Consider the following 13,660-nt stretch of genomic DNA (forward strand, 5'->3'; position numbering starts at 1 on the left):
TTTCCATTGACATCATCAAATACAAAAGTATATCTCGAAATTGTAAAAAAAATCCGTTCCATTATGGAAGAGGATTGTTTAGTAGCAGGGGATCGTTTGCCATCTGAGCGTGAGTTAAGTTCACGCTTAAATGTTGGACGTTCCTCTGTAAGAGAAGCATTACGTGCGTTAGAGCTGGTAGGATTAATTGAAACGAGACGTGGTGAGGGAACGTTTATTCGAAACTTTTACGATAACGGTCTTGTACAATTAATTGCTCCGTTCTTGCTGCAAGATGAGAAAACAATTCGTGATTTATTACAAACAAAACGATTGCTTGAGAAAGATATGATTCGACTTGTATGTAATTTACCGAAAGAAACGTTTTCTGAAGTACTAAGTAAATTACACAAAGTGCTTGAAGAAAATGAAAGCTCAATTCCGGTGCTTCATCAAACGTTCTTTAAAACACTTATTGAACAATTCGATAATTATTTACTCTATCGCATTTGGATGATCGTAAATGATTACGTTGCAACTCTTTCTTGTGAAGTTTCAGGAGATTCTATCGAAATGTATAGAAAGCTTTATGCTACTTTGGAAGTGAAACAAGAAAATGATGCATTAAAAATTTACGATGAATTAGTAGAGAATATACAGTTTCACTCGTAATGTATAAAATTTGTCGAAATGACCATGACACGTTATGACAAACATTCTACCGCATAGCGGTTAAAGTTAAACGTAAAGAGAGAGGTTATTAGACAGATTGAGAAGATAAGGCTAACATCAAACATTGGTGTTAGCCCCATTTTCTTCTTACGCTAACCTTAGCTCTCAATGAAGGGGGTCAAATTGTGCTAAGAGATTTATTCGTGAAAAAGAAAAAGTACGCTGCAATACCTTCAGAACAAGTACGAAAAGATGTACCAGATGGCGTTATGACAAAATGTCCGAAATGCAAAAAAATCATGTATACGAAAGAGCTTCTTAAAAATTTAAAAGTATGCGTGAATTGTGGATATCATCATCCGATGAATGCATGGGAACGCCTTGATAGTATATTGGACGAAGGTTCATTTCGTGAGTATGACAAAGAGATGGTTTCACTAAATCCACTTGAGTTTCCGGGATATGAAGAGAAACTAGAAAACGATCGTAAGAAGACTAAATTGAATGAAGCGGTTGTAACTGGTGAAGGAACAATTGATGACATGCTTGTTGTTGTTGCAGTAATGGATTCTCGTTTTCGAATGGGCAGCATGGGCTCTGTTGTAGGAGAGAAAATTGCCCGTGCGGTTGAAAAGGCATACGACTTACAAGTTCCATTTATTATCTTTACTGCTTCGGGTGGTGCTCGTATGCAAGAAGGGATATTAAGTTTAATGCAAATGGCAAAAACAAGCGTAGCTTTGAAAAAGCATAGTAATGCAGGAGGGTTATTTATTTCTGTTATGACTCACCCAACGACGGGCGGGGTTTCAGCGAGTTTCGCTTCACTTGGTGATTACAATCTTGCAGAGCCAGGTGCACTTATCGGATTTGCTGGTAGACGCGTAATTGAACAAACAGTGCGTGAGAAACTACCGGAAGATTTCCAAACGGCAGAATTTTTACTAGAGCACGGTCAATTAGATGCGGTGGTGCATCGTGATGATATGAGAGAATCACTCCGTAAGATTTTAGAAGTTCATCAAGGGGGGGAAATGGCTGTATGGCAGAGCTAGAATTTGAAAAACCAGTTGTTGAGCTAAGAAATAAGATTCGTGAACTGAAAGACTATACGAAAAACAGCCAGATGGACTTCAGTGAGGAGATTCGTATTTTGGAAGACAAGCTAGAAAAACTAGAGGAAGATATATACGGCAATATGAAAGTATGGGACCGTGTTCAAATTGCTCGTCATGCAGAACGACCGACAACGCTCGATTATATTGAGCACTTATTTACTAATTTTTTTGAATGTCATGGAGATCGCCTATTTGGCGACGATGCAGCGATTGTCGGCGGCATTGCGAAATATAAGGGGATGCCCGTAACTGTAATTGGGCACCAACGCGGAAAAGATACGAAAGAAAATATTCGTCGTAATTTTGGGATGCCTCATCCAGAAGGATATCGAAAAGCACTGCGTCTAATGAAACAAGCGGAAAAGTTTAATCGTCCCATTATTTGTTTCATCGATACGAAGGGAGCTTATCCTGGTAAAGCAGCTGAAGAACGTGGACAAAGTGAGGCAATTGCCCGTAATTTATTTGAAATGGCGGGTTTAACTGTACCTGTTATTTGTATCGTTATCGGTGAAGGTGGTAGCGGTGGTGCGTTAGGTCTTGGAGTAGGAGATTACATTCATATGCTGGAAAATTCCACTTATTCTGTTATTACACCAGAGGGTGCGGCGGCGATTCTTTGGAAAGATGCTGGTAAAGCAAAAGAAGCTGCAGAAGCGATGAAAATTACAGCATTAGATTTGAAAGAATTAGGTGTAATTGACGAAATTATTCCAGAGGCAAAAGGCGGAGCACATCGTAATGTTTTGAAACAATCAGAAAATATAGATTTAATGCTTAAGAAAACTTTTGAACAATTAAGCGGAATTTCGAAAGATGAATTAATCGAAAAACGTTATGAAAAATATATGAAAATTGGGCAAGTTTCGTTTTCAAACGCTTCCATTGGGATAAAATAAGAAAAGCGTGCGTTCCTCTTCGCGAATGCACGTTTTTATTATGAAAAGACACATCTTCTCCATTGTGTTTTTGTATTTTTTCGTGTTATTTTATTATAAGGCAAATAATCTTTATGAGGTGAGTACAAATGAAACGTATTGGTGTATTAACAAGTGGTGGAGATTCACCTGGTATGAATGCTGCCATTCGTGCAGTTGTTCGTAAAGCGATTTTCCATGATATTGAAGTATATGGTATTTACCATGGATACGCTGGTTTAATTTCTGGTCATATTGAAAAATTAGAACTTGGTTCTGTTGGCGATATTATCCACCGTGGTGGTACAAAATTATATACAGCAAGATGTCCTGAGTTTAAAGACCCAGAAGTACGACTAAAAGGAATCGAGCAATTAAAGAAACATGGTATTGAAGGACTTGTCGTTATTGGTGGAGATGGTTCGTACCAAGGCGCAAAAAAATTAACTGAGCAAGGATTCCCATGTGTAGGTGTACCAGGTACAATCGACAATGATATCCCTGGAACAGACTTCACAATTGGTTTTGATACAGCTTTAAACACTGTTATTGATGCAATTGATAAAATCCGTGATACAGCTACATCTCATGAACGTACATATGTTATCGAAGTAATGGGACGTCACGCTGGAGATATCGCATTATGGGCTGGTTTAGCTGATGGTGCAGAAACTATCTTAATTCCAGAAGAAAAGTATGACATGGAAGATGTTATCGCTCGTCTGAAACGCGGTAGTGAACGTGGTAAAAAGCACAGTATTATCGTTGTAGCTGAAGGTGTTGGAAGTGCAATTGACATCGGTAAGCACATTGAAGAAGCAACAAGCTTTGATACTCGTGTAACTGTATTAGGTCACGTACAACGTGGTGGATCACCAAGTGCACAAGACCGTGTATTAGCTAGTCGTCTTGGCGCAAGAGCAGTTGAATTATTAATTGCTGGTAATGGCGGACGTTGTGTTGGTATTCAAAATAATAAACTTGTTGATCATGACATTATCGAAGCGTTAGCTCAAAAGCATACAATCGATAAAGATATGTATCAATTATCTAAAGAATTATCTATCTAATCGGCTTAATGCCTTGTATTTGGGAACGGTTTCATAATTTTCGGAGGTGCAATATGCGTAAAACTAAAATTGTATGTACTATAGGTCCTGCTAGTGAAAGTATTGAGAAATTAGAACAATTAATGGAAGCGGGTATGAACGTTGCTCGTTTAAACTTCTCTCATGGTAGCCATGAAGAGCATGGAGCTCGTATTAAAAATATTCGTGAAGCTTCAAAGAAAACTGGTAAAACAGTTGGTATCTTACTTGATACAAAAGGTCCAGAAATCCGTACACATGACTTCGTAGACGGACAAGCTGAGCTTGTAACAGGTGCAGAAGTAATTCTTTCTACTGAACAAGTATTAGGAACTGCAGAGAAGTTCTCTGTATCTTATGCTGGCCTTTATGATGATGTTGATCCAGGCTCTCGTATTCTAATCGATGACGGTCTTATCGAACTAGAAGTAATCGAGAAAGCTGACGGAAACATCCGTACAAAAGTATTAAACAGCGGAACTGTAAAAAATAAAAAAGGTGTTAACGTACCAAACGTAAGCATTAAGCTTCCTGGTATCACTGAAAAAGACGTGCAAGATATCGTTTTCGGTATCGAGCAAAAAGTTGATTTCATCGCAGCATCTTTCGTACGTAAAGCATCTGACGTATTAGAAATTCGTGAATTATTAGAAGGGCATAACGCTCAATACATCCAAATCGTACCAAAAATCGAAAACCAAGAAGGTATCGACAACATCGATTCAATCTTAGAAGTTTCTGACGGTTTAATGGTTGCTCGTGGTGATATGGGTGTAGAAATTCCACCAGAAGAAGTACCATTAGTACAAAAACGTCTAATCAAAAAATGTAACGTATTAGGCAAACCAGTTATTACTGCAACACAAATGTTAGATTCTATGCAACGTAACCCACGTCCAACTCGTGCGGAAGCAAGTGACGTAGCAAACGCAATCTTCGATGGAACAGATGCAATCATGCTTTCAGGTGAAACTGCTGCGGGTCAATACCCTGTAGAAGCTGTAACAATGATGGCTAACATTGCGGTACGTGTTGAAAAATCATTACAATATGAAGATATGTTCAAAAAACGTATTAAAGAGTTCACGCCAACAATTACAGATGCAATTAGCCAATCTGTTGCGCACACAGCACTTGCTCTTGATGTAGCTGCAATCGTAGCTCCAACAGAAAGTGGACATACTGCGAAAATGATCTCTAAATACCGTCCGAAATCTCCAATCGTAGCTGTAACATCTGACGAGCAAGTAGGACGTCGTCTTGCACTTGTTTGGGGTGTTCAAGCATTTATGTCTGAGAAACGTGCAGCTTCTACTGACGAAATGTTAGATACAGCAATTCAAACAGGTATGGATGCGGGTCTAATCGGACTTGGAGATACTGTAGTAATCACTGCTGGTGTTCCAGTTGCTGAAACTGGTACAACAAACTTAATGAAAATCCACGTTGTTGGTGAAAAAGTTGCTAAAGGGCAAGGAATCGGTCGTAAATCTGCAAAAGGTAAAGTAGTTGTAGCGAAAACAGCTGCTGAAGCTGTAGCGAACGTAAATAAAGGTGATATCCTTGTTACAACAAGCACAGATAAAGATATGATTCCTGCAATTGAAAAAGCTGCTGCTCTAGTTGTAGAAGAAGGCGGTCTAACAAGCCATGCAGCTGTTGTAGGTGTATCAATCGGTATTCCTGTTATCGTTGGTGTAAACGGCGTAACAACAACTTTAAAAAATGGCCAAGAAGTAACAGTTGATGCAGCACGCGGAATTGTTTATAATGGACATGCGGAAGTGCTATAAGAAGTAATACGGAGAGAAGGATCGGAGTCCTTCTCTTTTTTTTACACAAAAAAGGATAGAGATAGCTTTAAATACCTGAAATCGCTTTGAAAAACGTTTATTATAATGTTTAGTGGGAGAGGGTTATTTGTCCTTTGTAAAGCTTGTATGAGTGTTTTAAGGGGCTTATAAGGAGTTTTGTAAGGGTGGTACTTTCAAACCTTTTAAATGAAATATGAAGGAGTGCGAGCTATGAAGTGGTTACTGTTCTTACTTATTTTAGTGCCGGCGATTGAGATTACGGTGTTAATAGGGTCGAGTCATGTAATAGGTTTATGCTCTACGTTCGCTATGATTGTATTTACGGGTATTGTGGGTGTATATTTGGCGAAACGACAAGGGTTTAAAGTACTTAGAGAGATTCAATTTAGGCTAAATAGAGGAGAAATGCCGGGTGATGCGGTTCTAGATGGTATTTTTATATTCGTAGGAGGTATTCTTTTAGTACTGCCTGGATATGTGACGGATATAATAGGTTTTATCTTTGTTGTTCCTATAACGAGGGCTTTATTGAAGCCGGCTGTTATGAAGTGGATTGATTGGAAATTTAGAAAGAGAACTATTATTATTGTTCAGAAATAACGCGTAGATTATAGCGATCTACGCGTTATTTTTTTATTTGCCACTTATAGTCAATTGTTAGCTTCCTGATCGGGTTGGATTTTTGTTAGTTATTAAACGATAGGATGCAGAGGGTTCTTGTGAATGAAAAGTGTTACGTTAGGATGATGTTTTTTGCTTGTAGTAAGATTCGACTAGTGAGCAGAAGTTAGACAGGAAAAGAAAAATTACTGATTAAAGGGTTCATCTGCCTTGTTTTGTATATTTATTCATTTACATAAAAAGTAATAGATGTAAGTAATAATTATAAAATATATAGAATAAAAATGTATTTTTGTCCTAAAATATGCGTTTTTATGCAAAAAAATAAGAGGATTATCCTTTTTTAGGAAATTCTCTTATAGATGTAGGTAGTACAAAAAAGTACAGTGAATAATCAGTGGGAATTTCCCACTGATTACAGTTAATTTTTTATTGTGTATGAATTAGGAAATATTATTTTGATGGCGAACCCTTAATGAATTTCCATAAGTCGTGGAATACATGAGCTTTGTGTAATGTATTAAGTAGTACTAATATGACTGGACCGATGATTAATCCTAAAAAACCAAAGAGCTTAAAGCCGACAAATAGAGCGATGAGTGTCGCTAATGGATCTAGTCCAATATTAGATGAAAGTACTTTTGGCTCCATGATTTGTCTTTGGACAATCACGACGATGTATAGGATGAGAAGACCGATGGCGAATGCAGTATCGCCTGTGAAAAATACGTATATAACCCAAGGAACGAAGACGGCTCCAGTTCCTAAATACGGGAGTAAATCGACAACCCCTGTAATAATCGCGATAGTAATTGCGTATGGCACGCGTAATATTAAAAGGCCGATTAGTACAATGATAGTTGTCATAGATACGAGTGTAAGTTGCGCTTTAACAAAACCAAACAAAGCTTTTCTTAAATCGACAAAAATAGTTTTTCCGTATCCATGCAAACGATTAGGTAGAAGTTTTCTTACTTTATGAGCAAGACGGTGCCAATCGTAACTAATGAAGAAGGTGGCTAATAAGACGAAGACAAGGACAGTTAAAGTTGTTGGTAATGCACTAATGAAATTTGTTAACCCACTTATAATGGCGGTTAAAAGTTCTTTCATTTGTGTCGTTGCTTCGGTGCCTAAGTTTTGAATGTTTTGTGTAATAGTGTATCGCTGTGGTTCTCCGAGATGATTAAATTTAGAGATTAAATCATCATAGAGAGGCATAATATGATTAAGTGCAAATTGTTGGGCGAATGCAACGATATCTGGAAACTTAACTGTAACAATTTGTAGTAAGTACGTTGTGGCAGATATTGCTTCAGTTACAAGGTATGTAACAAGTCCAACGATAGCTCCGAATACGAGAATTAAGCTAACGAGTACCGCTAATGCGCGAGGGAATTGTAGTTTTTGATTAAGGAAATTGACGACAGGATTAATCAAATAAGCGAATGCAAAAGCGATAATAAAAGGGTAGATAAGGCCTGACATGTACAGCAATGCATAGAACCCAACTACTGTTGCTACAATGACAAACATGAGTCGTAATATCATATATAGTAAGTTTCGGTTCAAAGATGTATACCTCCCATTCCAATTTGGATTATCCTAATTCGTTCAACTTATAACTAGTGAGATTCACTGATCAAAGTTTCACTTTATGTTATAGTGGAATGATGGATTTTTCCTGCTTTTTCAATATATGAGTGACCGGAAAAGCTTGGTGTTGATGCTTCTACTATATGGTAAAAACTTCATTTTCTCTTCTTTTTATTTTACCTGTTTCTTAATAGAAAAGAAAGGAGAGACGACCGTTTTTAAAAATGTATACATGCTTAAATTTTTGATGGTTAGAGTTTCAGTTTGTCATTTTAAAATATGAAAAAAATGAAGTGGTTATTGTTGCATATACATCGATATAGCATGTATAACGATAGGTTTAAAGGTATTTTTGTTTGGAAGCGAGTTCATTATTTTCAGAAAGGAAGTGCAAACATGATTAGTCAGTCAACGTTATTTTTATTCATACTACTTATTATAGGACTTATTGCTAAAAACCAATCGCTTACTGTAGCTATTGGAGTGTTATTCTTATTGAAATTTACGTTTTTAGGAGATAAAGTCTTTCCTTATCTACAAACGAAAGGGATTAACCTTGGTGTAACAGTCATTACAATAGCAGTGCTCGTACCGATTGCGACAGGGGAAATAGGCTTTAAACAACTCGGAGAAGCAGCGAAATCGTATTATGCATGGATTGCTTTAGCCTCAGGTGTGGCGGTCGCTTTGTTAGCGAAAGGCGGCGTACAATTATTGACGACGGACCCACATATTACAACCGCACTTGTTTTTGGGACAATTATAGCTGTAGCTTTATTTAATGGAGTCGCTGTAGGTCCATTAATTGGGGCTGGAATTGCCTACGCAGTTATGAGTATTATACAGATGTTTAAATAAGGAATTTTATAGTAATATAAAATTTTTGAATTCTTTCTGTTCACAAAAGTCAGATAATTGTTTATAATAGGATTAGAAACTTTGAAAAGTTACATAACAGCAGAGACTTTACACCAGATAAAATAAAAACAACATAAAACAATTTTATAATGATATTGTTTTATGTTGTTTTTATCATAAACTCTTCGGAATTTATTTTCCTCACTAACTTGTTGTTCTGAGCGTGAGGATTCGGGGAGACATTCACGCTCATGCTTTCCATGTAAGTAATGGACAATAAGAGGGGAACATCGCAATAAATTTGCATGAACGTGCATTTTGCTTGCCTAAAGAGTGAACGAGCGTTCATAATTTATAAGGGGAGCAAATAGATATAAGGAGCAAGGTTGGGAGAATTTTCAGGAAAAGGAGAGAATGTCATGACTGTTATTCGAGGTTTAGAAGGGGTAGTAGCAACAACATCATCTGTGAGCTCTATTATTGATGATACATTAACTTATGTTGGGTATAATATTGATGATTTAGCTGAGAATGCTACGTTCGAAGAAGTAGTGTACTTATTATGGCACCGCAAGCTTCCTAATGAAAAAGAACTAGCGGAATTTAGTGGAACAGTATCTGAATACTATAAAGTACCAGGTGAGATTTTAACATATTTGAAACAAGTAGATTTAAAAATCGCGCACCCGATGTCGGTTTTACGAACTGCGATTTCCATGCTATCATTATATGATGAGAGCGCTGAAATAATGGATGGAAAGTCTAATTATTTGAAAGCGGTTAAATTACAGGCTCAAGTCGGAACTTTAATTGCGGCTTATGCAAGAATTCGTAAAGGGTTAGATGTTGTTGAGCCAAGAAAAGATCTATCATTAGCTGCAAACTTCTTGTACATGTTAAATGATCGTGAGCCAAATGAAGTTGAAATTGAGGCTTTTGATAAGGCACTTGTACTTCATGCCGATCATGAGTTAAACGCTTCTACATTTACTGCACGTGTTTGCGTAGCTACACTTTCAGATGTGTATTCTGGTATTACAGCAGCAATCGGTGCATTAAAAGGTCCTCTTCACGGCGGGGCAAATGAAAATGTAATGAAGATGTTAACTGAAATTGGCGAAGAAGAAAATGTAGAATCATATATTCATAATGCTCTTCAAAATAAAGTGAAAATTATGGGATTTGGTCATCGCGTATATGAGCATGGTGATCCACGCGCGAAACACTTACGCGAAATGTCTAAGAGATTATGCGTGCTTTTAGGAGAAGACAAATGGTATAATATGTCTATCAAAATTGAAGACATTGTAACAAAAGAAAAAGGTCTTCCACCAAATGTTGATTTCTATTCAGCTTCTGTATACCATTGTTTAGGAATTGACCATGACTTATTTACACCTATCTTTGCAATTAGCCGTATGTCAGGCTGGTTAGCTCATATTCTAGAACAATATGAAAACAACCGTTTAATCCGTCCGCGTGCTGATTATGATGGACCGACACATCAAGTGTACGTTCCGCTAGCGCAACGATAAGCGAAAAACACTATTTTGATAGTGAAAATACGCTTTCAAAAGTCTGATTTTTTTGGGAAGATATAATGATTAGAATATTTAAATTTGAATAACGGTTTGAACTGAGGGGTTATTCCCTCAGTTTCATACATATGAAATTTCAAACATGGGGGTTATCACATTGACGACAGGTGAAAAAATTACTGTAACTAATGGTGTTATGAATGTACCAAACAATCCGATTATTCCATTTATCGAAGGAGATGGAATTGGTCCTGATATTTGGGCTGCAGCATCTCGCGTAATAGAAGCAGCAGTTGAAAAAGCTTATGATGGTGAGAAGAAAATCGTTTGGAAAGAAGTGCTTGCAGGGGAAAAAGCATTCAACCAAACAGGCGAGTGGTTACCAGAAGAGACTTTAAATTTAATTCGTGAATATTTAATCGCAATTAAAGGTCCACTTACAACTCCAGTTGGTGGTGGTATTCGTTCTCTAAACGTTGCGCTTCGTCAAGAATTAGATTTATATGTATGTCTACGTCCAGTTCGTTACTTTGAAGGTGTTCCTTCACCTGTAAAACGTCCGGAAGATACTGATATGGTTATTTTCCGTGAAAATACAGAAGACATTTACGCTGGAATTGAATATGCACAAGGTTCTCCAGAAGCAGAAAAAGTTCTTGCTTTCTTAAAAGAAGCAATGGGTGTTAATAAAATCCGCTTCCCAGAAACATCAGGGATTGGTATTAAACCAATTTCAGAGGAAGGGACAAAGCGTCTTGTTCGCGCTGCAATTCAATATGCAATTAACGAAAAACGCTCTTCTGTTACATTAGTTCATAAAGGAAACATTATGAAATTTACAGAAGGTGCTTTCAAAAACTGGGGTTACGAAGTAGCGGAACAAGAATTTGGCGACAAAGTATTTACTTGGGCTGAATATGATCGCATTGTTGAAAAAGATGGAAAAGATGCAGCGAATAAAGCGATGGCAGACGCAGAAGTGGCTGGGAAAATCATCGTAAAAGATTCTATTGCAGACATCTTCTTACAACAAATTTTAACTCGTCCACGTGAGTTTGATGTTGTTGCAACAATGAACTTAAACGGAGACTACATCTCTGATGCACTTGCTGCACAAGTAGGTGGAATTGGTATTGCACCTGGTGCAAACATTAACTATGTGACTGGACATGCTATCTTTGAAGCTACACATGGTACAGCTCCAAAATATGCAGGTTTAGATAAAGTAAACCCATCTTCAGTTCTTCTTTCAGGTGTATTATTATTAGAGCACTTAGGATGGAACGAAGCTGCGAATTTAGTAACTGATTCAGTTGAGAAAACAATTGAATCAAAAGTAGTAACTTATGATTTCGCACGCTTAATGGAAGGTGCAACAGAAGTGAAATGTTCTGAGTTCGCTAATGAACTTATTAAAAACATGGATGTAGCGATAATCAAAAACGCATAATTAAAGCGGGGGGTAAATTATGACAATCAAACGCAAGAAAGTTTCAGTCATCGGTGCAGGATTTACAGGAGCAACAACAGCATTCTTATTAGCACAAAAAGAACTTGCAGATGTTGTATTAGTGGACATTCCACAGCTGGAAAATCCAACAAAAGGGAAAGCGTTAGATATGTTAGAAGCGAGCCCAGTACAAGGTTTTGATGCTAACATTATTGGTACATCTGATTACGCAGATACTGCTGATTCTGACGTTGTCGTTATTACAGCAGGTATTGCGCGTAAGCCTGGTATGAGCCGTGATGACTTAGTAGCAACAAACTCTAAAATTATGAAAAGTATTACGCGCGACATTGCAAAACATTCACCAAATGCGATTATTCTTGTATTAACAAATCCAGTTGATGCAATGACATATTCTGTATTTAAAGAAGCAGGATTCCCGAAAGAGCGTGTTATCGGTCAATCGGGCGTATTAGATACAGCTCGTTTCCGTACATTTATTTCACAAGAGTTAAACCTTTCTGTGAAAGACATTACAGGATTTGTTCTTGGTGGACATGGTGACGATATGGTACCTCTTGTACGCTATTCCTATGCAGGTGGCATTCCGTTAGAAACATTAATTCCAAAAGAGCGTTTAGAAGCAATCGTAGAACGTACACGTAAAGGTGGCGGTGAGATTGTAGGCTTATTAGGAAACGGTAGTGCATATTACGCGCCAGCAGCTTCTTTAGTTGAAATGACAGAAGCGATCTTGAAAGATCAACGCCGTGTATTACCAGCTATTGCGTACCTTGAAGGTGAATATGGTTATAGTGACCTTTACTTAGGGGTACCAGTAATTCTAGGTGGTAACGGAATTGAAAAAATTATTGAATTAGAACTTCTTGCAGATGAGAAAGAAGCGTTAGATCGCTCTGTAGAATCTGTACGTAACGTTATGAAAGTTCTTGTTTAATAATTAAATATAAGTGGAAAAAGATTCGGGGCCCCGAATCTTTTTCTACTATATATTGAAATGTTTTTTTGAAATAATATGAAAACGCTATCATTTGGTGTATCCTATAATGAAACTATAGACTTATACTATACATTGCCCTCATCACAGTAAATTTCAGATAAGGTATCGCTTTTAGTAGGATAATAAGGTGAAAAAATCGGAGGGGGTTGTAACATGTTAAAGAAAAAAGTTCAAATTGGTCGTAGAATGGATGAAATTACAGTAGGAGAGAAATTATCTATCACTGAAAAAATTGAGGATAAAGATTTGTTATTGTACTTAGGGTTAACGAATGATGCCAATCCATTATATATTCAGCATGATTACGCATCCCAAACTCCGTATGAAAAGCCGATTGTCCCAAGCATTATGCTAACGGGACTGATTACAACGGCGGTTACGAAATATTTACCAGGTCCAGGTAGTCATATTACTAGGAAGGACCTTACGTTCGTGAAACATGTTCACCATTATGAAACGTTACAAATCCACTTTGAAGTTGTGGCTGTTTCAGAGGAGGAACATACAATTGATATGATTGTATTTGCTCATGATGAAAAAGGAGAAACTGTTGTAAAAGGTTCATTAACAGTAACACCACCTTTTAAATCTGTTTCCATTATGGAAAAAGCATTAGATAATTTTTAAAAAATGAAAGTTAGAATGATATAAAAGTAGCGTTAGTCATATTCTTATTAAGGGTATGCTAGCGCTACTTTTTGTTTGGAAAGGGTGATATAACTGTGAAATGGGAGAGGGAAGACATTATTTTTGAAAAGATAAGAGAAGCTGAAGTATGGGCCGATTCAATTGCGAATGAAATGTATGGGAAAGTATTTGATGGATATGAAACACCAGATTATAAAATAGCGTATGCTCTTTCGTTTTTCCTAGCGCAAAATCGAGAGTTTATAGTTCATACGGAAAAAGAGTTTAAAAAAGATAGATTCATCTATAAAGTTTGGATAGCGACCGGATAGAGGGAATGAAGTTACGATTGCTTTTATTT

Annotated in this window: 13 protein-coding genes; 12 read left to right on the top strand and 1 reads right to left on the bottom strand. The window is 37.1% G+C overall.

Features of this window, described 5'->3' with window-relative positions; translation table 11 throughout:
• Window positions 1-6: 6 nt before the first annotated feature.
• The 6 genes from MKX66_RS24250 (at window position 7) to MKX66_RS24275 (ending at window position 6,188) form a co-directional block, all read left to right on the top strand.
• Window positions 7-651, top strand: a complete 645-nt coding sequence (locus MKX66_RS24250) for a FadR/GntR family transcriptional regulator (RefSeq protein WP_002143351.1) — start codon at window positions 7-9, stop codon at window positions 649-651.
• 185 nt (window positions 652-836) lie between these two features.
• Window positions 837-1,706 (top strand): acetyl-CoA carboxylase, carboxyltransferase subunit beta, encoded by an 870-nt coding sequence (gene accD / locus MKX66_RS24255; protein ID WP_002015500.1) that lies wholly within the window; start codon window positions 837-839, stop codon window positions 1,704-1,706.
• On the top strand, window positions 1,694-2,668 hold the full coding sequence (gene accA, locus MKX66_RS24260; RefSeq protein ID WP_000818787.1) for an acetyl-CoA carboxylase carboxyl transferase subunit alpha: 975 nt from the start codon (window positions 1,694-1,696) through the stop codon (window positions 2,666-2,668). The genes accD and accA overlap by 13 nt, the downstream gene beginning before the upstream one ends.
• A gap of 128 nt (window positions 2,669-2,796) precedes the next feature.
• Complete coding sequence (gene pfkA, locus MKX66_RS24265) at window positions 2,797-3,756, top strand: 6-phosphofructokinase (protein WP_002034288.1); 960 nt, start codon at window positions 2,797-2,799, stop codon at window positions 3,754-3,756.
• Between the two features lie 53 nt (window positions 3,757-3,809).
• Window positions 3,810-5,567 (top strand): pyruvate kinase, encoded by a 1,758-nt coding sequence (pyk, locus tag MKX66_RS24270; protein WP_002015497.1) that lies wholly within the window; start codon window positions 3,810-3,812, stop codon window positions 5,565-5,567.
• Between the two features lie 231 nt (window positions 5,568-5,798).
• Complete coding sequence (locus MKX66_RS24275; RefSeq protein ID WP_341087272.1) at window positions 5,799-6,188, top strand: FxsA family protein; 390 nt, start codon at window positions 5,799-5,801, stop codon at window positions 6,186-6,188.
• A 474-nt stretch (window positions 6,189-6,662) separates the two neighbouring features.
• On the opposite strand, the gene ytvI is transcribed toward MKX66_RS24275, so the two are convergent.
• Window positions 6,663-7,781 carry a sporulation integral membrane protein YtvI gene (ytvI, locus tag MKX66_RS24280; protein ID WP_002143350.1) on the bottom strand — a complete coding sequence of 373 codons (1,119 nt, stop codon included), beginning with the start codon at window positions 7,779-7,781 and terminating at the stop codon, window positions 6,663-6,665.
• Window positions 7,782-8,201: 420 nt separating this feature from the next.
• On the opposite strand from ytvI, the gene MKX66_RS24285 reads away from it, so the two are divergent.
• The 6 genes from MKX66_RS24285 (at window position 8,202) to MKX66_RS24310 (ending at window position 13,631) form a co-directional block, all read left to right on the top strand.
• Entirely contained in the window at window positions 8,202-8,663 is a 462-nt protein-coding gene (locus tag MKX66_RS24285; protein ID WP_000625507.1) for a DUF441 domain-containing protein, read from the top strand.
• Window positions 8,664-9,049: 386 nt separating this feature from the next.
• Complete coding sequence (citZ, locus tag MKX66_RS24290; RefSeq protein WP_002015492.1) at window positions 9,050-10,198, top strand: citrate synthase; 1,149 nt, start codon at window positions 9,050-9,052, stop codon at window positions 10,196-10,198.
• 160 nt (window positions 10,199-10,358) lie between these two features.
• Window positions 10,359-11,651, top strand: a complete 1,293-nt coding sequence (icd, locus tag MKX66_RS24295) for an NADP-dependent isocitrate dehydrogenase (protein WP_002088934.1) — start codon at window positions 10,359-10,361, stop codon at window positions 11,649-11,651.
• A 19-nt stretch (window positions 11,652-11,670) separates the two neighbouring features.
• Window positions 11,671-12,609, top strand: coding sequence for a malate dehydrogenase (gene mdh, locus MKX66_RS24300; RefSeq protein WP_002034284.1), 939 nt, complete (start codon window positions 11,671-11,673; stop codon window positions 12,607-12,609).
• Between the two features lie 216 nt (window positions 12,610-12,825).
• Window positions 12,826-13,299: a MaoC family dehydratase gene (locus MKX66_RS24305; RefSeq protein ID WP_002143344.1), complete on the top strand. Its 474-nt coding sequence runs from the start codon at window positions 12,826-12,828 to the stop codon at window positions 13,297-13,299.
• Between the two features lie 95 nt (window positions 13,300-13,394).
• The gene (locus MKX66_RS24310) at window positions 13,395-13,631 is read left to right on the top strand and encodes a hypothetical protein (protein ID WP_341087273.1); all 237 of its coding nucleotides are present in this window, start codon (window positions 13,395-13,397) and stop codon (window positions 13,629-13,631) included.
• Window positions 13,632-13,660 lie beyond the last annotated feature (29 nt).

The sequence above is a fragment of the Bacillus sp. FSL R9-9530 genome (assembly GCF_038008145.1).
In the GTDB taxonomy this organism is placed as follows: Bacteria; Bacillota; Bacilli; order Bacillales; family Bacillaceae_G; genus Bacillus_A; species Bacillus_A mycoides.

What these genes read in the sequence shown, in the direction of transcription:
- mdh (WP_002034284.1), top strand. Translation starts at nt 11,671, where the DNA reads ATGACAATCAAACGCAAGAAAGTTTCAGTCATCGGTGCAGGATTTACA.
- MKX66_RS24285 (WP_000625507.1), top strand. Translation starts at nt 8,202, where the DNA reads ATGATTAGTCAGTCAACGTTATTTTTATTCATACTACTTATTATAGGA.
- pyk (WP_002015497.1), top strand. Translation starts at nt 3,810, where the DNA reads ATGCGTAAAACTAAAATTGTATGTACTATAGGTCCTGCTAGTGAAAGT.
- pfkA (WP_002034288.1), top strand. Translation starts at nt 2,797, where the DNA reads ATGAAACGTATTGGTGTATTAACAAGTGGTGGAGATTCACCTGGTATG.
- MKX66_RS24275 (WP_341087272.1), top strand. Translation starts at nt 5,799, where the DNA reads ATGAAGTGGTTACTGTTCTTACTTATTTTAGTGCCGGCGATTGAGATT.
- MKX66_RS24305 (WP_002143344.1), top strand. Translation starts at nt 12,826, where the DNA reads ATGTTAAAGAAAAAAGTTCAAATTGGTCGTAGAATGGATGAAATTACA.
- accA (WP_000818787.1), top strand. Translation starts at nt 1,694, where the DNA reads ATGGCAGAGCTAGAATTTGAAAAACCAGTTGTTGAGCTAAGAAATAAG.